Consider the following 20,886-nt stretch of genomic DNA (forward strand, 5'->3'; position numbering starts at 1 on the left):
CGCAGTGATCGCCGGCTGGCGCGAGCCCCATGCCGGGGCCCGCGACCGCGCGCTAATCGGGCTGGAACTCGGTGGTGTCCGCCTCCACCCGGGCCGACCGGAGCCGGGCCAGGACGCTGGTCCGCAGCGAGTCCGGTGCCCGCTCCCCGCCGCACTTGCGGGCGACGAGCATCTTCACCTCGTGTTCCACGCCGAACTCGCGCAGGCACGGAGAGCACTCGTCGAGATGGGACCGGATGAGGTCGTGCTGCCCGCCGTCGCACTCGCCGTCGAGGTACAGGAAGACCGCGTCGAGCACCTTCCGGCAGTCGATCGCGTGCTCACCGCCGCAGCTCACGACGCACCACCCTCGCCGTCGGCAGACCCAGCGCCCACCAGCCCCCGACCCGCCGCGTACTTGTCCAGGGACTTGCGCAGACCGCGACGGCCACGGTGCAGCCGAGACATCACGGTCCCGATCGGCGTTCCCATGATCTCCGCGATCTCCTTGTAGGCGAAGCCTTCGACGTCGGCGAGGTACACCGCCATCCGAAAGTCCTCCGGCAACGCCTGCAACGCGTCCTTGATGTCGCTGTCGGGCAGGTGCTCCAGCGCCTCGGTCTCGGCACTCTTCAGGCCGCTGGACGTGTGCGACTCCGCCTCGGCGAGCTGCCAGTCCTCGACCTGCTCGGTCGGGCTCTGCAACGGCTGCCGCTGCCGCTTGCGGTAGGTGTTGATGAAGGTGTTGGTCAGGATCCGGTAGAGCCAGGCCTTGAGGTTCGTGCCCTCCTGGAACTGGTGGAAGGCCGCGAAGGCCTTGACGAAGGTCTCCTGGACGAGGTCCTCCGCGTCGGCCGGATTGCGGGTCATCCGCAGCGCGGCCGCATACAGCTGGTCGAGGTACGGGAGGGCGTCGCGCTCGAACCGCGCGCCCCGCTCCTCGGTGGTCTCGTCGACCAGGATCACTCCCTCACCGTCATGCCTTCCGACGGCCTGCTGCGCGCTCAGGATGCCAGACTGGACGGAACCGAACCATCTCTCCGGAGCGGACGATACCCCGACCACGGCCTCGGCGCGTATCGGCACGGCGGCCGCAGGGGACCGTTGTGGGACAAATCGCGGCTGCACCGGCGGGTGCCGGTGCATGGCGTTCGCACGAGTCATGAGACCTCCGTGACCCCTCGTCTGACACCGGTCACAACGCCGATCGCCCCGCGGCTGATTCCCGCGTCGGGGCCGGTGACCCCAACCGTTCGAGCAGGAATGCCGCGCCCACCCGGGCGGCCTGCGCGACGGCGTCGACGGCCGGCCGGCCGTCGCGCACCCGGGTGCGGAAGGAGTGGTCGCCGCCCACGACGAGGTGCACCTGCCGGTCGAGCACCGGATCCGGCGCCGGCCGACCGAAGGAGTCCCGGTCCCCCTGGACGACGAGGACGGGTACCCCGGCACCATCGAGCTCCCCCTGCCGCGACGGCTTCGGCTGGCCCGCCGCGGTGGTGCCCGGCGGCTGCAGCGGAAAGCCCAGGGCAAGCACTGCGCGCACGCCCGTCCGCGCGGCAACCCGCATGGCCACCCGCGAGCCCATCGACACCCCGGCGAGGGCAAGCGGGCGCGGCGCCCCGAGCGCCTCGATCGCGGCCGTGGCCACCGCGTCGAGGCGAGCCGGCCGGTCCGGCGCCCGGCGCCCGGCCACCCGGTAGGGCATCTCCAGCCGGGCGACCCGCACCCCGGCGACGCCCAGCGGGGCGGCCAGCGCGTCGAACAGGGGCGTATCGACGCCGCTGCCGGCGCCGTGCAAAAAAAGGACGGTCGACGCGCCGGTCCCGGGAACCACCCGCAGCCGGCCGCCGTCCACAGCTATGTGGGCACAACTCAGGCAGGCACCATCAGGGTGGGCACCGGGCTCGGGGGCGGCCCCGGGGAACGGTGCAGCCGACAGGCATCTATCCGACACAGCAGGGAAGGACACGGCGTGGTCGAGCGTGGAATCTGTCAGACTTCCACCTTGAGTTTGTGACTTGCCTCGCATCATCGCCTCCCGAAGGGTAGGAAAGCTTCATGCTTCCTGGCCCCGACGCCGACCCGGGCCCGCCTCGTGGACGAGCAAACACCCTGGTCTGCGAGGCACCAGCAGACAGTGACGATCCGTACTGGGCCTTCTATGAGGAGGTCGCGTCGGCACAGCTCCGAGAGTGGCTGCCGGCGCAGCCGGCCCAGGTGCTCGACGTTTCCGGCCCGCGGGCCCGCTTCGCCCGCCAGATGGTGACCGCGGGTCATCAGGTCGTGCGGGTGGTGGCCCAGGCCGAGCCGACCGACCCTGCCGTCGGTCCGGGCACGCTGCTGCCGGTCGTCGGCGACGCCCGCTCGCTGGACTGGTTCTCCCCCGGTTCGTTCGACGCGGTGCTCGCCGAGGCACGGGCACTGTCGTTCTGTCTGGCCACGGAGACGACCCTGGACGAGATCCACAGCATGCTCCGTCCAGGCGGACGGCTGCTGCTCTGCGTCGACTCGCTTCTGCTCGGCCTCGCCCGCCTCGCCGAGCAGCACCGCTGGGCGGAGCTGTCCGACGTGCCGCGCGCCGACGTCGTGCTCGTTCCCGCCGAGGACGGCACGATCACCCGCTGCTTCTGGCCGGAGGAGCTGAAGGCGCTGCTGACCAGCGCCGGCTTCGACGTCGACTGGATCCGACCGCGCACGGTGCTGTCCGCCGAGGCGGTCAAGCGGGCCGTGGCCGAGGATGTCTCCTGCTTCCCCACCCTCGTGCGCACCGAGGTGGAGCTCTCCACCGAGCGCGAGGGCGAGTCCATCGGCATCCACCTGATCGCCTCGGCTCGCCGGCCCGCCTAACCGGTCCACCGGTCCGGTCCCGGCGACGGCCAGCGGGCGAGCGATTCGAGCGCGGCGACGAGGCGCAGCAGGCGGCCCTCCTCGCCGTGCCGGCCGACGATCTGGAGCCCGACTGGGCAGCCGTCGGCGGTGAAACCCGCGGGCACGCTCACCGCCGGGTACCCACTGAGGTTGAACGCCCAGGTCAGGCTCACGCTACGGACCTCTCCGGGGCCCGCATACGGATGCGGCCGGTTGGGCGTGGTCGGGGTCAGCAGCACGTCCGCTCGAGCCAGCACGGCCGCGAGGCGCCGGTCGTTGTGCGCGCGCACCGCAGCGGCGTTCGACGCGGCCGACGTGCCCGGGTCCGCCGTCCCCGCGGCCCATGTCCCCGGGTCCGCCGACGCCGCTCGCAGCGCGGTCCACGCCGCCTCCGGGTCGAGCAGCTCGACGGGCACGTCCGTCCAGGCCAGCACGCCCGCGGCGGCAAGCCGGTCGGCGGCGGCCCGGCTCACGGCGACCACCTCCGGCTCGGGGCTGGCGAAGCCGAGCGTCGCCGACCAGACGGCGGTTGCGCGCCTCCCTCCGTCCCGCTCCCGGCTGCCGAACGGATCGTTCAGATCGAACGGACCGACACCGAACGGACCGACACCGAACGGCGGATACAGCCCGGAAATCGGCTCGCCATCCGGGGCCGACGGCACGCCGCCCATCACCGGCTCTCCACCGACCGGCCCGCTGTCCGGCCCGCTGCCCGCGGCGGGCGGCGCCGACGGTAACGCGCGGGCGCCGGTGACGACCGCCTACCAGGCGGCGGCGTCGGCGGCGCGGCGGACGATCGGTCCGGGGACGGTCAGGCCGGCGCGGTCGGGACCGGGGAAGCGGCCACTGGTCGGCTTGAGACCGACCACTCCGCACCAGGCCGCGGGGATGCGGGTGGAGCCGGCGCCATCGCCGGCGGTCGCGAGGGGCACGACCCCGCTGGCGACGGCGACCGCCGAGCCGGCCGGCGAGCCACCGGGCACCCGATCGGGTCGCCACGGGTTCACCCTCGGGCCATGGGCGGTGTGACCCCAGGTCTGCCAGGGATGCGCCGCAGCGACCGGCACCGCCGTCGTCCCGATCACGATGGCCCCCGCGGCGAGCAGCCGGCGGGTCGTGGGTGCCGTGACGCCGCTGCCCGCCTTGACCGCGATCGGCACGCCGGCCAGCGGCAGCTGTGCGCCGCGGGCGAGCGCCCGGCCGACCACACCGGCCCGGTGCACGGCCCAGGCCGGCCAGCAGTCGGTGAAGGCCCGCAACGCGCCATCGGTCTGCCGCAGCCGGGCCAGGGCCGCCTCGACCGGGGCCGACGGGGCGATCAGCCCAGCGCCGACCAGCCCGGCCAGCTCGGTGGCGCCGAGCGCCGGGTAGTCATGGCGCACTCGTTTCACCGATCCGTACGCGCCGAGGGCGGCCACCCATCCGGCATGCTGTCATGGTGAGCATCCTGACCGGCGTCGAGGCCACGGGCACGCAGTCCGACCCGTGGCCGGCCCCAACCGCGCAGCGCCCCGTGACGGCCGTCGTCCCGGTACCGGGCGCGAAGTCCGGCACGAACCGGGCGCTTGTTCTCGCCGCCCTGGCGAACGGGACGTCCCGGCTGCGCGGCGCCCTGCGCTCGCGGGACACCCTGCTGATGGCCGGCGTGCTGCGCACGCTGGGTGCCAAGATCAGTACCGACGGCCCGGACTGGGTGGTGCGGCCCGCGCCGGCCGCGCGGGCCGCCGCTGGCGCGCGGGCCGAGTGCGGCAACGCGGGCACGGTCGCCCGGTTCACCCCGGCCCTGGCCACCCTGCGCGAGGGCGACGTCGAGTTCGACGGCGACGCCCGCATGCGCGACCGGCCGCTCACCCCGCTGCTCGGCGCGCTGCGCCGGCTCGGCGCCGACATCGACGGCGACCGGATGCCCTTCACCGTGCGCGGCCGCGGCCGGTTGCCCGGTGGCGAGGTCATCGTCGACGCCTCCGACTCCAGCCAGCTCGTCTCCGGGCTGCTGCTGGCCGCCCCCCGCTACGACGCCGGGGTCACTGTGATCCACCGCGGAACGCGCCTGCCGTCGGGCCCCTACCTGGACATGACGGTCGCCGACCTGCGCGCGGCCGGCGCGGTGGTCGAGGTCGCGCCGCCCGGCACCGACGGCAGCCGGTACTGGCGGGTCGAGCCCGGCGAGCTCGCCGCCGCCGACCGGGCCATCGAGCCGGACATGAACAGCGCTGCGGCCTTCCTCGCGGCGGCGCTCGCCACCGGGGGGCGGGTGGTGGTGCCGGACTGGCCCGAGGCAACCGAGCAGCCCGGTCGGATGCTCCCCACGCTGCTGGCGGCGATGGGCGCCATCACCGAGCGCACCGCAGCGGGCCTGGCGGTCAGCGGCGGCGGGATCCACGGAATCGACGTCGACCTCGGCGACTTCGGCGAGGTCGCGCCTGTCCTGACCGCCCTCGCCGCCCTCGCCGACTCGCCTTCCCGCCTGCGCGGCATCGGGCACCTGCGCCTGCAGGAGACCGACCGGCTCGTCGCCCTCGCTCAGGAGCTCGGCCGCCTCGGTGCGCGGATCACGGTGACCGACGACGGGCTGGCAATCGAGCCGGCGCCCCTGCGCGGCGCCCGGCTCGACCCGCGCGCCGACCACCGCCTGGCCATGGCGTACGCAGTGGTGGGCCTGGTCGTGCCGGGGATCGTCATCGATGACATCGCGACGACCGGCAAGACGGTGCCGGACTTCCCCCGCATGTGGACGGCGATGCTGGCCGGATGAGTGGCACAGGTGGCCGGGCGAACCGCACGGGTGGCCGGGCGAGCGGCCAGGTGGCCGGATGAACGACGCGGCGTCGCGGGTCGTGGGCTAGCCGATGGCCCGCGAACTGGACGAGGACGACATCCGGGTGCGACCGGGGCGCAGCTCGCACCCCCGGACCCGGGACCGGCCCGATCATGCCGAGGCGGTGCCGGCGGTGGTGGTCGGGGTCGACCGTGGCCGCTACACCTGCCGGCCGGACCCGACGCCGCAGCGGCTGGTCGCCGCCGTACGCGGCGGGTCGATGCGCCGCACGTCGGTGGTCGTCGGGGACCGGGTCGCGCTGGTCGGCGACGTCTCGGGGACGTCCGGGGCGCTGGCCCGGCTGGTACGCCGCGAGGAGCGCACGAGCGTCCTACGGCGCACCCCCGACGACAGCGACCCCGCGGAGCGGCCGATCGTCGCGAACGCCAACATTCTGGTGATCGTCTGTTCGGTGACCGATCCGGCGCCGCGGCCGGGCCTGATCGACCGCTGCCTGGTCGCCGCCTACGACGGCGGGCTGTCCCCGCTGCTGTGTCTGACCAAGACCGATCTGGCCGACCCCGCATCGCTGATCGAGTTGTACCGGCCGCTGGGATTCCCGGTGCTGACGACCCGTCCGGACAGCGACCTCGACCTGCTGCTGGCGCTGCTGACCGACCGGGTCAGTGTGTTCTTCGGCCATAGCGGGGTCGGGAAGTCCAGCCTGGTCAACCGGCTGGTGCCGGCCGCGGACCGGGCGATCGGCGAGGTCAACGCCGTGACGGGCCGCGGGCGGCACACGTCGTCCGCAGCCGTGGCGCTGCTGCTCCCCCATGGCGGGACCGTGATCGACACACCGGGGGTGCGGTCGTTCGGCCTCGGCGCGGTGACGCCGAACCGGGTGCTGCGCGCCTTCTCCGACATCGCCGCCGCGGCCGAACGCTGCCAGCCCGGCTGCGAGCATCTCGCGCCGTCGCCCGACTGCGCCCTGGATTCCGCGGTACGCACCGGTGACGCTGACGCCGCACGGCTCGCGAGCCTTCGCCGATTGTTGGCCGCGCGTAGAACCCCACTTTGAGAATGTGACCGGGAGATTAGTCACACTCTTCCCGCCACGTGAGACCCACCGTCCGCGTGACCGGCGCGTGAGTGGGCTCGGCTCGTAGTCTCGCAAGCGTGACCCCGCCTAACCCCACCTCCGTGGGCATCGAATCGACCGACGACATCGACGCCGTCCCCGTCGCCGACGATCTCGCACTCGCGCTGAGTCTCGCGGACGCCGCCGATCGGATTACCCTTTCCCGCTTCCAAGCCGTTGATCTGCACGTCGAATCCAAGCCGGACAACACGCCGGTCTCCGACGCCGACACCGCCGTCGAATCCATGATCCGCGAGCGGCTCGCCGTCGCCCGGTCGGAGGACGCAGTCCTCGGTGAAGAGGAGGGACTCGTCGGTGCGGGCGCCCGGCGACGCTGGATCCTCGACCCCGTCGACGGGACGAAGAACTTCGTGCGGGGCGTGCCGGTCTGGGGCACTCTGCTCGGCCTTGAGGTGGACGGCGAGATGGTCGTCGGGGTGGCCAGCGCGCCCGCGATGGGCCGACGCTGGTGGGGGGCCCGGGACACCGGGGCGTTCACCCGGGACGCCACCGGCGACACCCGGGCGCTCAAGGTCTCCTCGGTCGGCCGGCTGGGCGACGCGTTCCTGTCCTTCGCCTCGGTGGAGGGCTGGCGGACCGCGGACCGGCTCGACCAGTTCCTGCACCTGGCCGACCAGGTCTGGCGGACCCGGGGCTACGGCGACTTCTGGTCGCACATGATGGTCGCCGAAGGCGCCGTGGACCTGGCCTGCGAGCCCGAGGTGTCCCTGTGGGACATGGCGGCGCTGCAGGTCATCGTCGAGGAGGCCGGCGGCCGGTTCACCGACCTGACCGGCCGGCGGGGCCCGGGGCACGGCACCGTACTGACGACAAACGGCCACCTGCACGAGGTGGCGCTGCGCTCCTTCACCTCCTGAGGTCCCCCACGAAACTTCTGAGGTCCCCCACGCGGTATCCGCGGAGTTTCACCGGACAGTCCTGATATTCGGATGACGGAAACGAGTGGCGGCCGGTGATCGGCTTCGCGCACCGCGGGGCGCCGGCCCCGCACCAACGGGAGAACGCGCTGCCCGCGTTCCGGCGCGCGTTGGCCGGCGGGGCGAACGGGTTGGAGTCGGACGCCTGGCTGACCGCGGACGGGGTGCCGGTGCTGCACCACGACGGGGTGCTCGGACCGCCCGGCCGGCGGCGACGGATCGGTGATCTGACCGCCGACCGGCTGCCCGGCTGGGTGCCGACGCTGGCCTCGTTCTACGCGGAACTGGGCACGTCGTTCGAGTTCAGCCTGGATCTGAAGGGTCCGCCCGGTGGCTGGGCGTCCACGGCGGCCGCCGTGGTCGCCGTCACCAGGCAGGCGGGCGGCAGCACAGCGGCCCGGCGGCTGTGGCTGTGCGGGTACCTGCCGGAGCTCGCCGCCTTCCGGGAGCGGGACCCCGATGCGCGCCTGGTGAACTCCACGTCGATGCGGACCGTGATGGATGGTGGCGGGGTCAGCGCCTACGGCGGGCGGCTGCACGCCGCCGGGGTGGCCGCGCTGAACCTACGGACCCGGGAATGGACGCCACCGCAGGCACGAATCGTCGCCGTTCTGCACGATCTGGGTATCGCCGCGTTCGGGTGGGATGCGCAGCGCACAAGCACGCTGACCCGTCTGGCGGGATACGGGCTTGACGCGGTCTACAGCGACCATCTGGCGCGGCTGGTGCGGATCAGCGGTTCCGCCGCGGCATAGCCCTGGACCGGCGGGTGAGCCGGAAGCAGCACGGGCGGCGCACCAGGCAAATTGGTTGTCGAAGCGAACGAAGTCGCCCATTGCGTTGTGCGCAGCGTGACCTGGCTCCGGCGTACTGTCATATCGTCGACAGTTAGGTTAGCTTCAGGTAGCTATAGCAACCATCGACGGAGAGTGGCCACGAAAGATCCGCCGGCCGGTCCAACGGATTGACCGGCAGAAGTGATTACTGCGCGACCAGCGTCCGTGGCGACGATGGCTCACCGTGGCACTTTCCTGACACCGGGATGGTGGGTGACTCCGCTCAGTCCTCCTCCGCCTCCTCGCTCTCGTCAGTCTCCTCGGCGACTTTCAGCATCTGCTCCGGAAACCCGGTCCGTCCCGCCACGTGCTCGACGGAGTAACCCTGTCGTACCAGGTCACGAGCCTGCTCCAGCGTCCAGCCCCGCCCGGGGTCAACCCGGCTGACAATCACTTCACTCGCCTGGCGCCGTTCCTGCGGCCAGCTGAGTCGTGCACGGCGTGCCAAGGGTCGACCTCCGAGATTTGAGGACTTTGGTGTTACGCCACCAAGGATAGGCCATATTGACGCCGGCCTGCCCGTTGAACTCCACGATAGCGGGTGGCGACCTGTTAATGCAGACCCGCGCCGAAGACTGTGCATCATCCGAACGCCGGCTAGCCCGAACAGGCGGTCATGCACAAGGTACGAGTGGGCAGGATCTCGGTCGCCCCTGGGAACTTCCCACGGCCGAAGAGCGTCGAAGACGCATCAAGGAGAACAGTTCAGCCGAGAAGTGCAGACCGCATCTGCCCGAGGGCTTCCCGTCGACCCGCCGCTTAGCCGTCCATCCGAGGCCACGCGAGCATAGACCCGAACTTCGCCGCAGCGCGCGGCCCCCGGCCAGGCCGGACCCGCAATGGCCGCATACCGCCCCCTGCGCGAGTCGCGACCGACGGGCGCGCCGGGCACCTGCCGCTCCCCGCCTGCAACGCCCCCGCGCTCAACATCCCAGCGCGGAGTGCCTCAGCCCTGGAGTGCCCCCGAACGGGGGAGCGCGGTGGTCACTGCTTTCTCGGTGGCGGCTGGGGTAGCCATCGTTGGCGGAGGCGGTATGTCGGGCTGTTCCACCGGCCGGGTGGTTCGCGCCTCCCGTCCATGCTCGCGCAGCATCATCCGCCACTGCTGCGGCGAGTGGCTTGCCGGCCTGGTCGTGGCCAGGAAATCCTCGAGAACCCGCCGGAAGCGCACAGGATCGCTGTGATGAGGGAAATGCCCCGCACCGAGAAAGATCTCAAGGCGGCTTCCGGGCATCGCCGCATGCGCGACGCGCGCGTGTTCGACCGGAATCACTGCGTCCCGATCGCCCCAGACGATCAGCGACGGCATGCCGGCGGCCAGATAGCAGCCGTCGAGCATCGTGATGGCCTGCCCGTGCGCGTCGACCACGGAACGCAGCGTCCGGAGGAAGGCGGCCCGCGCCGTCGGCACCCCGAGGGAGTCGCAGACATGCAGGATATCTTCGGCGTCCCGGCCCAGATCGGTGTTCAGCAGCCGCAGCACCCGCAGCCCGGCCCAGCGCCCGAGACGCACTGGCGGGACGCCGATCAGGGACAGCGCCGCCCCTGCACCGGGCAACGCCGCAGCCCGAAGCGCCGGGTGCAGATCCGGCCCCACCCCGCCGGTAGCCACGAGGACCAGCCGCTCGCAGCGTTCCGGGAACTGGTAGGCGAACTGCATGGCGACCCCGCCACCGAGCGAATGCCCGACGGCCGTCGCCCGCTCGATGCCGAGCACCGTGAGTAGATCACGCATACCGCAGGCGTAGCCGGCCACCGAGTAATCGCCGCGAGGCTTTTCCGACTCCCCGTGCCCGAGCAGGTCGGGGGCTATCACCGTATGGCGCCGTGCGAGCTGGGGAATGATCGGCGCCCAGGTCCGGGCGTTGTCCCCGATGCCGTGGATCAGCAGCAGCACCGGTCCACGGCCCGCGCGCAGGTAGCAGCGCCGATACCCGTGGACCGTGACGAACCGCGGGGTCAGCCGCGCGGCTCCCGCGCTCGGCGCATCGTCGGTCATCGCCACCCCAGGTCAGAACTCGATGTTGCTCATCACATGCTTGATCCTGGTGTAGTCCTCCAAGCCGTACACGGACAGATCCTTGCCATAACCGCTCTTCTTGAATCCGCCGTGCGGCATCTCCGCGACGATCGGGATGTGAGTGTTGATCCATACGCAGCCGAAGTCCAGCCGGCGCGCGACCCGCATGGCTCGGCCGTGGTCGCGCGTCCAGACGCTGGAGGCCAGGCCGTACTCCACGCCGTTGGCCCACTCCACCGCTGTGTCCTCCGAGTCGAACCGCTGCACCGTGATGACCGGGCCGAAGATCTCCGACTGGATGAGTTCGTCGTCCTGGCGCAGGCCGGCGACGACCGTGGCGGGGTAGAAGTAGCCGGGCCGGTCGAGGACCGCGCCACCGGCGAGCACCGCGGCGTGCTCCGGCGCCCGCCGGACGAACCCGCCGACCCGGTCGAGCTGACCGGCGCTGTTCAACGGGCCGTAGTCGACGTCGGTCTCGTCCGGTGAGCCCGTCGCGGTGCCCCGGGCCGCCTCGGCCAGCGCCGCGGCGAGATCGTCGTGGATCCCCGGCGCGGCCAGCACCCGGGTCGCCGCGGTGCAGTCCTGGCCGGCGTTGAAGTAGGCGGCGCCGGCGATCTCCGCGGCGACGGCGGCCGGGTCCACGTCGTCGAAGACGATGACCGGTGCCTTGCCGCCGAGCTCGAGATGAACCCGCTTGAGCGAGTCCGCCGCCGCCCGCGCCACCTCCATGCCGGCCCGCACGCTGCCGGTCACCGACACCATCGCCGGCCCCGGGTGCGCGACCAGCGCCCGCCCGGTGTCCCGGTCCCCGCAGACGACGTTGAGCACGCCGGGCGGGAGGAACTCGGCGGCGATCTCGGCGAGCAGCAGGCTGGACGCCGGGGTCGTGTCCGACGGCTTGAGGATGACCGTGTTGCCGGCCGCAATCGCCGGGGCGATCTTCCACACCGCCATCATCAGCGGGTAGTTCCACGGCGTGACCTGCGCGCAGACCCCGACGGGCTCCCGGCGGACGTAGCTGGTGTGCCCGGCGAGGTACTCCCCGGCGGCCCGGCCCTCCAGCAGGCGCGCGGCCCCGGCGAAGAAGCGGATCTGGTCGGCGGACGGCCCGACCTCCTCGTCGACGGTGAGCTGCAGCGGCTTGCCGGTGTTGGCGCTCTCCACCGCGGCGACCTCATCGGCACGCTCCTCCAGCGCGTCCGCGAGGCGCAGCAGCGCCCGGGAACGCTGGGCCGGGGTGGTGTCGCGCCAGGTCTCGAACGCTGTGGACGCGGCGCGAACGGCGGCGTCGACGTCGACGGGACCGGACCGCGGGGCCTCGGCGAACAGCTCACCGGTCGACGGGTTCAGAATCGACATCGTCTCACTGTCGACGGTCTGACTGGAGACACCGCCGACGAAGTTGGCGAGAATCGCGTCCATACGTTGCTCCTAGCGCTGGTGGTCCCCCGACCGTCCGGCCGCCCGACATGTCAACACAACGATTACGATGGTTCCACGAACTTCAGGCCACGGATAGCGTAAATAAAGGACCGTGACGCCACGGAAACACGCTACCCGTGCCCGGTCCAGCGGAGGGCGCACGGCCCCGGAGAAAGGCAGCTCGCAACGATGCCGGGCCGACGACATCCCGCAGCCGCCGTCCCCTCCCTGTGGCACGACACCGCCGGCCCCGCCCCGGCACCGCGGCCGCGCCGGCTGGGCCGGCTCACCGCCGACGTCGCCATCGTCGGCGCCGGCTTCACCGGCCTGTGGACCGCCTACCACCTGCGCCGCGACGACCCGACCCTGCGGGTGGCCGTCGTCGAGCGGGAGACCGCCGGGTTCGGCGCGTCCGGGCGCAACGGCGGCTGGTGCTCGGCGCTGTTCCCCGTCCAGTCGATGGCGCCGGCGATGCGCGACCCGCTCGCGGCCACCATCGACGACATCGACGCCGTCTGCCGCACCGAGGGCATCGACTGCGACCTCGTCAAGGACGGCTCCCTCGAGCTCGCCACCACTCCCGCCCAGCTCACCCGCCTGCGCGCGACCCTGCCCGCCGTCGCGTCCTCCCCGTCCTGGCTGGACGCCGACCAGGCCGCGCGACTCGTCCGGGTACCCGGCGCGCTCGGCGGGATTCTCGACCCGCAGTGCGCCGCGCTGCACCCGCTCAAGCTGGTCCGGGGCCTCGCGGCGGCGGCGCAGCGCCACGGCGTCGAGCTGTTCGAACGTTCTCCCGCCGAGCGCATCGAACCCGGCCGGGGTCGTGCTGGCCGACGGCGAGATCCAGGCGGGCGTCGTCGTGCGGGCCACCGAGGGCTACACCCCCGCCCTGCCCGGCCTGCGCCGCGAGCTCGCCCCCGTCTACTCGCTCATCATCGCCACGCAGCCGCTGCCGGAGTCGGTCTGGGCGGAGATCGGCTGGGACCGCCGGGTCACCCTGTCCGACGCGCGCCGGCTGCTGATCTACGCCCAGCGCAGCGCGGACGGCCGGATCGTCCTCGGCGGTCGCGGCGCGCCGTACCACTTCGGCTCGCGCACCATCCCGGCCTTCGACTCCTCCCCCGCCGTCTTCGCGCACCTCCGCCGCACCCTGGCCACCCTGTTCCCCGCCGCCGCGACCGCCCGGATCACCCACCGCTGGGGCGGCCCCCTCGGCGTCCCCCGCGACTGGACTCCCGGCGTCTGCTTCGCCCCCGACACCGGCCTGGCCTGGGCCGGCGGCTACGTCGGCGACGGCGTGGCCGCCGCCGCCCTGGCCGGACGAACCCTCGCCGACCTGATCCGCGGCCAGCGCACCCCGCGCACGGCCCTTCCCTGGGTCGTCGACCACCGCCGCCCCTGGGAACCCGAACCGGCCCGCTGGCTCGGCATCAACGCCGGTCACCTGCTCGCCGCCGACACCCGCGAGAACCGCACCGGCCGCCTCGGCCCCGCCCTCGACCACCTCACCGGCCACTGACCCCCTCCTCGATCGCGGGCCAGCCAGGCGATCAGCACGCCGGCCGACGCCATCTCCGATCGCCCCGCGGATCATCAGCAACGGGTGGGCACTCAGCCCACGGGCACACGACTCAGCGGCGATCTCCTCCAAGACGGGATCCACCCGGTCGCGGTGCGGCCGGGTAGCCGGGACCGGAACTCGACGTCCGAAGCGAGCACGCAGGCTTGATCGTCGGAACGGCGGCGGGAAGGACCGCGCGAGTGGGCCGGTCAGGTGCAGGCGGGCCGGTCAGGCGGTGAGGTCTCGGGCGAGGTGGTCGAGGCTGTCGAGGTAGCGGTCTACGTCGGCGTCGGTGTGCTGGACCGAGAGAGTCCATTCTTCCTCGCGGCCGGGGGCCATCAGCACGCCGCGGTTGGCGTTGTAGAGCCAGGCGAGCTCGGGAAGGGCGGCGTTCTGGTGCGCCATGAAGGACGTGTAGTCGCGGATGGGCGCATCGGTGAAGTGCACGCATCCCTTGGAGCTGATCCCGACGGTGTAGCCGAGGATGCCGTGGCGGGTGAGGATCTCGTCGCAGCCGGCGATCAGGCGGTCGTTGAGGTGGTCGAGGTGGGCGTAGGCCTCGGGGGTGAGCACCTCCAGCAGGCTCGCGCGGGCGGCGGCCATGGTCAGCGGGTTGCCGTTGAACGTGCCGACCTGCTTCACCCGGTCGGAGGCGACGATCTCCATGATCTCCACGCTCGCGCCGATCGCGCCGGAGGGCAGACCGCCGCCGAGCGCCTTGGCCAGCGTGATCATGTCGGGTCGGACGCCGAAGCGCTCGGTGGCGCCGCCGGCCGCGACGCACAGGCCGGTCTTGACCTCGTCGAAGATCAGGATGATGCCGTGCCGGGCGGTGATCTCCCGGACCGCCTCCAGGTAGCCGGGTTCGGGCAGGACGACGCCCAGGTTCATCATGGCCGCCTCCATGATCACGCAGGCGGGGAGGCGTCCTTCGGCGGCGAGGGCCTCGATCCGGCGTTCCATCGCGGGGGCGTCGTTGAATGGCACGGGCACGGTGAGGTCGATGACGGCCTGCGGGATGCCGGCGCCGTAGCCGAGGGAGTTCATGTTGTCGGCCGGGCCGATGTCGTCGTACGGCGCGCCGATCGACACCATCACGTAGTCGTGGTGGCCGTGGTACGAGCCGAAGATCTTGATGATCGTGTCACGGCCGGTGACTCCGCGGGCGATGCGGATGGCGTCCATCGTCGCCTCGGAGCCGGAATTGACGTAACGCCACCGCGGCAGCCCGAACCGGCGGGCGAGTTCCTCGCTGACGACGATCGAGTCCTCGGTCGGCATCGCGAAGTGGCTGCCGAGGGCGACCCGCTCCGTCACCGCCCGCACGATCGCGGGGTGGGCGTGGCCCTGGACCATCGACCCGAAGCCGTTGTGGAAGTCGGCGTACTCGTTGCCGTCGACGTCCCAGACCAGGGAGCCCCGGCCACGGGTGAGGTAAATCGGCCATGGGTCACGGATCTGGTACGACGACGGCACTCCCGACGTCATCGACCGCACCGCCCGCGCGTGCATCTGTTCGGAACCGTGGGTTCGGGCCTGCAGCCGGACCTCCTCCCGCTCGGTGAGCTCCGCCGTCCTGGCATGCAGCGCGGCCTGGATCACACTTGCCTCAGAAACGATCAGATTCGACACCGTCCACGCACCCCTTCAGCCAAGAGCCTCACGAAAGCGTAGCCTGACTGGCCATTGAGCGATGGAATCCGTAGACAAGAACCGATTCGAGTATCGCTTCCCCGTTCGTCCGCTCGTAGCCATACGATGACGGCGGGACGCCCTCCGCGCGGTCCGGGCCGGCGAGGCCCGACGCTTCGGCCGGGGATCAGACCGGCGCGTCGCCGGGCGAGACGAGGAGGTTGCCGGGTGCAGTCTCGACGGACACCCGGCCATCGATCCGCCTCGGACGGGCTGCTGGACGACATCAACAAGGCGATCATCGAGCAGCTCCAGCAGGACGGCCGGCGCTCCTACGCTGCGATGGCGGCGGCCGTCGGGCTGTCCGAGGCGGCGGTGCGCCAACGGGTCCAGCGGCTGCTCGACGCCGGGGTCATGCAGATCGTCGCCGTCACCGATCCGCTACGGGTCGGCTTCCGCCGGGAGGCCATGATCGGCGTGCGGGTCACCGGCGACACCCGGGTGGTCGCCGACACCATCGCCGAGCTCGCCGAGGTCGACTACGTCGTGCTCACGGCCGGCTCGTTCGACCTCATCGTCGAGATCGTCGCCGAGGACGACGAGCACCTGCTGGATCTGATCAACTCCCGGATCCGCGCCCTGCCGCAGGTGCTCGCCACGGAGACCTTCGTCTACCTCCGACTGGTCAAGCAGACCTACACCTGGGGAGCACGCTGACGGGCCGCCGCGGGACGGGCCGACGAGCGGTGGAACGGGGTTCGGGGGGCACGAACGGGACGGCGACCGGCAGTGGCCAGTCGCGACGACGACGGCGATATGCCGTGGCCGCAGGCATCTCCGGGCCGGACCTGGTGGATGTGCACCCATCGTCACGGGTGAGGCGCCAACAGCGGGGAACGGACCGCGCAGTCACACCACCGACACCATCCCTCGAACAACCAAGCAGTACCAACAAGAGTCCAACATGTGCAACGACTGTCAAACAACTCGGCCCAGACATGATGGGATGAGCATGGCGCTGGTCCACCATGACCCGCAGGACGGCATACTGACTACTCGCATTGGCCAGGCTGAGATCACCGTGCGGCCCGAGCCTCCGGCGAGCGCAGGCAAGGCGCCGGTGATTCTTCTCCGGCTGGACGCCCCGATGCTCGATACGCTCGCCGCCGCCTACCTCGACCCCGACGAGGCTCGGCACCTGGCCCAGGCTCTACTCCGCGCCGCCGAGGCGGCCCGCCCGGCCAGCCCCTGGCGCACCCCCCGACCCCACCGCTGACGCAGCAGCAATCAGCCGGCCGCGACCGGGGCCGACCCGTAGGCGCCGGGCGAACCGGTTGGCCGCCTGCGGCAGACCCTCCCGGCCCAGGTCCCAGCCGGGCACTCTCCCTGCCTATCCGGGGGGATAAATCGGGCGCAGAACCCTCTGGATAAGCAGGGGGCGGTCCAGACAAGCCGCGTAATCGATCGATCACGTAGCTGTGCCGAGGTCTAGTCACGGTTTTCAGCCTTGGAACCGTGCTTAAGCCTCGGCACGATCTGGCCGGGATAACAGGTGGAGCGGGCTAGTCGGGGGTGCCAGGCGGGCGGCAGGGCAGGACAGCTGCCGCAGTATGAGCACGGACACTCAGTTGGATGCGCGAGACCAGCGCGCGAGCCGGATGCCTGACCCAGCGGCGCGGGCGCGCAGGTCTCTTCGGAGGTGTGCGGCGGAGGAGCCAGTGAATGACGAAGGGGCTCCCGGAGAATCTCCGGGAGCCCCTTCGCTTTGGTAGCGGGGACAGGATTTGAACCTGTGACCTCTGGGTTATGAGCCCAGCGAGCTACCGAGCTGCTCCACCCCGCGTCGGTGTGTCTTTACTATACAGGGCCGCCACCGGCAGATGTCAAACCGATGGCGGCCCTAATTTTGGGAAGTTCGGGGCGAAGATCGCAAAACGGTAAGTAGGTACATTCCGCCCGTATCAGCCGGGTGCGGGCGCCGCCCGTGGCTGCGGCGGAGCGGTCGTGCTGCCCGCGACCCTCGGCGAGGTGGTCGGCGTCGGCGGCGCGGAGCCGGCTGCGGTACCGCGGGGCGTCGGCGCCACCGAACCGCTCGGTGTCGCCGAACCCCTCGGTGTCGGACTCGCGGCCGGGGGGGTCGTGGGTGGACTGGCGAGCGTCCGCAGTCGACTCAGCGCATCGGCCAGGTCGGTCTGCGCCTGACCGTAGGCGTTGAAGTCCGGCGGGTTCTTGCGTAGGGCGTCCTGACCGGCCTTGTAGGCGCTGTCCGCGTCGTTGACGGCGTCCTGCAGTCCGGACACGGACGTCCTGCCCGCGGCGGCGCCCGCGCCGCCGCCCTGGGTGGTGCCCGCACTGCCGCCGCCGGTGGCCGTGGTGGCTCCGCTGCCGGCGCCGGCAGCGGAGGCCCCGGCCCCGGAGCCGAAGACCTTGTCGAGCGCCTCCCCCAGAGAGGTGCCGAAGCCGATGCGTTCCCCGAAGGCGGTGGCAATGCCCTGCAGGATCGGATAGCCCGTGCCCCCGCGGGCCTGGACGTAGTACGGCTCGACGTAGAGTAGCCCGCCCGCGACCGGCAGAGTCAGCAGGTTGCCCTCGATGGTCTGCGAGCCGGCGCCGCGCCACAGGGTCAGTTTGTTCGCGACGTCACCGTTCGCCTCGATCGCGTTCTGCACCTGGACGGGGCCGTTGATCGTGCCCCCGGGTGGAAGTTTGAGCAGGGTGAACTGCCCGTAGTTCGGCGGGTCGCTGGAGACCGCCATGTAGGCCGCGAGCTTCGACGAGCGGGCCGAGATCAGTGGCGACGTCAGGTTGTACGACGGGCCGGAGCGGCCGGGCAGCTGGCTGTAGACGTAGAACGGCGGCTGCGGCTGCCCGCTACCGTCGGGGGAGTCCGACACCTGCCAGAAGTCCTCCTGCGAGTAGAAGTCCCGCGGGTCGGACACGTGGTACTGGCCGATCAGGTCACGCTGGACCTTGAACAGATCCTCGGGGTAGCGCAGGTGCTCCAGGAGCGACGGCGAGATGTCCTTCTTCGGCTTCACCGTGTCCGGGAAGGCCTTCATCCACGTCCGCAGGACCGGGTCGGACTCGTCCCAGGCGTAGAGGGTGACGGTGCCGTTGTAGGCGTCGACGGTCGCCTTCACCGAGTTGCGGATGTAGTTGACCTGGTTCGAGGCCTGCCGGGCGCGGTTGCCGCTCTGCGCGGTCACCGAGTCGGCGGTGATGTCGCCCAGGGTCCGCCGGGCGGAGTAGGGGTAGCCGTCGGACGTGGTGTAGCCGTCCAGAATCCAGGTGATGCGGCCGCCGACGACCGCGGGGTACGGGTCGCCGTCGAGGGTGAGCCAGGGCGCGGCCTTGCTGACCCGGTCCCCCGGGTTGCGTTCGTAGAGGATCCGCGAGTTCTTCGTGATGTCGCCGGAGAGCAGCAGGTTCTTCTCGCCGAAGCGCAGCGCGAACAGGGCCTGTCGGAGACCCGAGCCGATCGAGACCCCCCCGTCACCGGTGTAGGTCGTCGTGGCCTGGGTGTCGACCTCGGGGCCGGGTCCGTCGATCTCCGACTGACGGGTGCCGACGACGGAGTAGTTCGGCGACAGCTCGCCGAAGTAGACCCGGTCCTCCTTGAGGCCGAAGTCACCCTCCTGCGGGAGGTTCCGCTCGCCCTGCTTGAAGGCGGGCTGGCCCTCATCGACGGTGTTCGACGGGGCGGCGACGAAGCCCTTGCCGTGGGTGTAGGTGAGGTGCTCGTTGATCCAGTTACGCTGGTCGGCGCCGAGCCCGGCCTGGTTGAGCTCCCGCACGGAGACGACGTAGTCGCGGGTGGTCTTCTTCTTGTCGGCGCCGGTCACGGTGTACCGGTCGACGTCGAGGGTCTTCGGGAACATGTAGTAGCCGCGGATCTGCTGGAGCTGCTGGAAGGTCCGCGACAGCTTGCTCGGGTCGAGCAGGCGGGTGTTGGGCACCGTGCCGGTGTCCGCGGCGACCTGCTGGGCGTTGACGTCGGTGCGGGCGGCATACGGCTGCGGCTTGACGTTCTGGATGCCGTAGGCGGTTCGGGTCGCCGCGATGTTGCGTTCGATGTACGGCTGCTCGCGGGTCGCCTCGTTCGGCCGCACCTGGAACTGCTGGATGAACGCCGGGTAGATGCCGCCGATGACCACCGACGACAGCACGAGGATCCCCGCACCGAGCAGCGGCAGCGTCCAGCCGCGCTGGAAGATGTTGTAGATGAACAGCACCGCGCAGGCCAGCGAGATGAACAGCAGGATCAGCTTCGCGGGCAGCACGGCGTGGACGTCGGTGTAGGACGCGCCGGTGGCCACCCCGCGCGAGGAGAACACCGAGCCGAACCGGTCCAGGTAGTAGGCCCAGGCCTTGAGCAGCGCGAGCAGTCCGAGCAGCACGGAGATGTGCGCCTTGGCGGCGGGCGTCACCCGCTCGCCGGGCGTCTGCAGCCGGATGCCGCCGAACAGGTAGTGGGTCAGCACGGTGACCAGCAGCGACAGCAGTACGGCCGTCAGCAGGAAGCCGAGCAGGAAGCGCTGGAACGGGTACGTGAAGGCGTAGTAGCTGATGTCCCGGTGGAACTGGGCGTCCTTGGTCCCGAACGACTCGCCGTTCACCCACAGCAGCCAGGTCCGCCACCGGCCGGACGCGGACAGCCCCGCGGCCAGGCCGAAGACCGCCGCGATGGCGAGAAGGATCAGCTTCATGTACGGCTCGATGGCCGACCGGTAGCGTTCGAGGTTCTGCTGTTCGGTGGAGAGCGGACGCAACTGCCGCCGAAACCGATAACCAAGTACGATGTTGATCCCGATGACGACGGCCATCACCACGCCGAAGATGAGGAACAACAGGATCCGGGTGTAGATGACGGTCGTGAAGACCTTGCTGAAATCGACCGAGCGGTAAAACAGCAGGTCCGTGTAAAGCCGCGTGAAGATGGCGACGAACGCGATCACAAGGGCGACGGCCAGCAGCACCGGGACGATCACCTTGGCGCGGGTCAGCACCGGGCGGCGGCTGGTCGTTGCCACAGTTCCTCCGGGCGGTCAGAGACGGTCAGGTGTTCATCGGAAGGGTGGGTCTGGGTTGCCGGGCCTGCCAGCCGGGCGGTGCCGACGTGAGGGCTTGTACCGCCCCAGTACGGCAACCTACGCCAGGCACTCATGGCGGATCGGAGAGGATGGGTTGGTGAGCAACCCGAACATCACGGAGTTGACCTCCGTCGTACTTGAGGTCGAGCGGCACGTGGCGGACTCCGGCTGGGACCAACCCAGCCAGGTCTACGCCCTCGCCGAGACCGCCGACCTGCTGGCGCGGGAACCCGCGCTGGCCCCCCACATCGGGGATTCACCGCCCGGTTCACTGACCCCGGTCGAGCAGGAGCCGTTGCCGGTGGGCCGGCTCGACGAGGTGCTCGCCGGGATCGGGTGGCCCCCTGAGGTGCTGGGCTGCGTGCTGGTGACCGAGCTCGTCGTCCTCCCGCCGAGCGCGGAGGAGGAGGCGCCGTACTCCGACCACGAGATCGAGTACTGGGCCGCGAACCACCCGGAGCGCCAGGACGTCCGGCTCTCCGTCGGGGTGACCCGCAGCGGGCTGCACGCATCCTGCCTGCGGGTACGCGGAGACGACGAGCTCGTCGTCGATCCCGACCTGGCCGACAACCTCGTCGACGGGCTGCTCGCGACGTTCCAGTGACCTCGACCGCCCGGTGGGGCGGTCGGCGACCCGCGTGGCC

18 protein-coding genes, 1 tRNA gene and 1 pseudogene are annotated in these 20,886 nt (G+C 71.4%); 9 read left to right on the plus strand and 11 right to left on the minus strand.

Annotated elements, in window-relative coordinates; genetic code table 11:
* Positions 1-52 precede the first annotated feature (52 nt).
* The 3 genes from rsrA to G6R25_RS02110 are packed head-to-tail and all read right to left on the minus strand — an operon-like array spanning position 53 to position 1,834.
* Positions 53-337, minus strand: coding sequence for a mycothiol system anti-sigma-R factor (gene rsrA, locus G6R25_RS02100; RefSeq protein WP_136447320.1), 285 nt, complete (start codon positions 335-337; stop codon positions 53-55).
* Positions 334-1,143: a sigma-70 family RNA polymerase sigma factor gene (locus G6R25_RS02105; protein ID WP_235947151.1), complete on the minus strand. Its 810-nt coding sequence runs from the start codon at positions 1,141-1,143 to the stop codon at positions 334-336. Before G6R25_RS02105 ends, rsrA begins: the two co-directional genes overlap by 4 nt.
* 31 nt (positions 1,144-1,174) lie before the next feature.
* Positions 1,175-1,834, minus strand: a complete 660-nt coding sequence (locus G6R25_RS02110) for an alpha/beta hydrolase family protein (protein ID WP_419469291.1) — start codon at positions 1,832-1,834, stop codon at positions 1,175-1,177.
* A 203-nt stretch (positions 1,835-2,037) separates the two neighbouring features.
* Here G6R25_RS02110 and G6R25_RS02115 point away from each other — a divergent pair, with 203 nt between their 5' ends.
* On the plus strand, positions 2,038-2,826 hold the full coding sequence (locus G6R25_RS02115) for a class I SAM-dependent methyltransferase (RefSeq protein ID WP_163551444.1): 789 nt from the start codon (positions 2,038-2,040) through the stop codon (positions 2,824-2,826).
* Here G6R25_RS02115 and G6R25_RS29245 read toward each other — a convergent pair.
* Both G6R25_RS29245 and G6R25_RS29250 read right to left on the minus strand, forming a co-directional pair.
* Entirely contained in the window at positions 2,823-3,518 is a 696-nt protein-coding gene (locus G6R25_RS29245) for an amidase family protein (RefSeq protein WP_272871440.1), read from the minus strand. The genes G6R25_RS02115 and G6R25_RS29245 overlap by 4 nt on opposite strands.
* Before the next feature lie 90 nt (positions 3,519-3,608).
* On the minus strand, positions 3,609-4,229 hold the full coding sequence (locus G6R25_RS29250; RefSeq protein WP_272871439.1) for an amidase family protein: 621 nt from the start codon (positions 4,227-4,229) through the stop codon (positions 3,609-3,611).
* A gap of 53 nt (positions 4,230-4,282) precedes the next feature.
* Between G6R25_RS29250 and aroA the strand changes: the two genes are divergently transcribed.
* The 4 genes from aroA to G6R25_RS02140 all read left to right on the plus strand — a co-directional run bounded on the left by aroA (position 4,283) and on the right by G6R25_RS02140 (position 8,436).
* A complete protein-coding gene (gene aroA, locus G6R25_RS02125; protein WP_163551445.1) occupies positions 4,283-5,602 on the plus strand; it encodes a 3-phosphoshikimate 1-carboxyvinyltransferase in 1,320 nt (439 codons plus the stop codon).
* Positions 5,603-5,696: 94 nt separating this feature from the next.
* Positions 5,697-6,683: a ribosome small subunit-dependent GTPase A gene (rsgA, locus tag G6R25_RS02130; RefSeq protein WP_163551446.1), complete on the plus strand. Its 987-nt coding sequence runs from the start codon at positions 5,697-5,699 to the stop codon at positions 6,681-6,683.
* 98 nt (positions 6,684-6,781) lie between these two features.
* Positions 6,782-7,621 (plus strand): histidinol-phosphatase, encoded by an 840-nt coding sequence (gene hisN / locus G6R25_RS02135; RefSeq protein WP_163551447.1) that lies wholly within the window; start codon positions 6,782-6,784, stop codon positions 7,619-7,621.
* 95 nt (positions 7,622-7,716) lie between these two features.
* Positions 7,717-8,436 carry a glycerophosphodiester phosphodiesterase gene (locus G6R25_RS02140; RefSeq protein WP_163551448.1) on the plus strand — a complete coding sequence of 240 codons (720 nt, stop codon included), beginning with the start codon at positions 7,717-7,719 and terminating at the stop codon, positions 8,434-8,436.
* A gap of 304 nt (positions 8,437-8,740) precedes the next feature.
* Here the strand turns inward: G6R25_RS02140 and G6R25_RS02145 are convergent, their stop codons facing one another.
* The 3 genes from G6R25_RS02145 to G6R25_RS02155 form a co-directional block, all read right to left on the minus strand.
* Entirely contained in the window at positions 8,741-8,911 is a 171-nt protein-coding gene (locus G6R25_RS02145) for a hypothetical protein (RefSeq protein ID WP_235947153.1), read from the minus strand.
* 552 nt (positions 8,912-9,463) lie between these two features.
* The gene (locus tag G6R25_RS02150) at positions 9,464-10,516 is read right to left on the minus strand and encodes an alpha/beta fold hydrolase (RefSeq protein ID WP_163551450.1); all 1,053 of its coding nucleotides are present in this window, start codon (positions 10,514-10,516) and stop codon (positions 9,464-9,466) included.
* Positions 10,517-10,528: 12 nt separating this feature from the next.
* Positions 10,529-11,959 carry a gamma-aminobutyraldehyde dehydrogenase gene (locus G6R25_RS02155; RefSeq protein WP_163551451.1) on the minus strand — a complete coding sequence of 477 codons (1,431 nt, stop codon included), beginning with the start codon at positions 11,957-11,959 and terminating at the stop codon, positions 10,529-10,531.
* 189 nt (positions 11,960-12,148) lie between these two features.
* On the opposite strand from G6R25_RS02155, the pseudogene G6R25_RS02160 reads away from it, so the two are divergent.
* A pseudogene (locus G6R25_RS02160) lies at positions 12,149-13,478 on the plus strand (NAD(P)/FAD-dependent oxidoreductase).
* 270 nt (positions 13,479-13,748) lie between these two features.
* On the opposite strand, the gene G6R25_RS02165 reads toward G6R25_RS02160, so the two are convergent.
* Positions 13,749-15,152, minus strand: coding sequence for an aspartate aminotransferase family protein (locus tag G6R25_RS02165; RefSeq protein ID WP_163551452.1), 1,404 nt, complete (start codon positions 15,150-15,152; stop codon positions 13,749-13,751).
* A gap of 228 nt (positions 15,153-15,380) precedes the next feature.
* Between G6R25_RS02165 and G6R25_RS02170 the strand changes: the two genes are divergently transcribed.
* Positions 15,381-15,869: an Lrp/AsnC family transcriptional regulator gene (locus G6R25_RS02170; RefSeq protein ID WP_163551453.1), complete on the plus strand. Its 489-nt coding sequence runs from the start codon at positions 15,381-15,383 to the stop codon at positions 15,867-15,869.
* Positions 15,870-16,164: 295 nt separating this feature from the next.
* Positions 16,165-16,428 carry a hypothetical protein gene (locus G6R25_RS02175; RefSeq protein WP_163551467.1) on the plus strand — a complete coding sequence of 88 codons (264 nt, stop codon included), beginning with the start codon at positions 16,165-16,167 and terminating at the stop codon, positions 16,426-16,428.
* Between the two features lie 490 nt (positions 16,429-16,918).
* On the opposite strand, the gene G6R25_RS02180 is transcribed toward G6R25_RS02175, so the two are convergent.
* Both G6R25_RS02180 and G6R25_RS02185 read right to left on the minus strand, forming a co-directional pair.
* Positions 16,919-16,995 (minus strand) — tRNA-Met (locus G6R25_RS02180).
* A 118-nt stretch (positions 16,996-17,113) separates the two neighbouring features.
* On the minus strand, positions 17,114-20,182 hold the full coding sequence (locus G6R25_RS02185) for a UPF0182 family membrane protein (protein WP_163551454.1): 3,069 nt from the start codon (positions 20,180-20,182) through the stop codon (positions 17,114-17,116).
* Between the two features lie 157 nt (positions 20,183-20,339).
* Between G6R25_RS02185 and G6R25_RS02190 the strand changes: the two genes are divergently transcribed.
* Positions 20,340-20,846, plus strand: a complete 507-nt coding sequence (locus G6R25_RS02190; protein ID WP_163551455.1) for a PPA1309 family protein — start codon at positions 20,340-20,342, stop codon at positions 20,844-20,846.
* Positions 20,847-20,886 lie beyond the last annotated feature (40 nt).

The sequence above is a fragment of the Candidatus Frankia alpina genome (assembly GCF_902806485.1).
Lineage (GTDB): Bacteria > Actinomycetota > Actinomycetes > Frankiales > Frankiaceae > Frankia > Frankia alpina.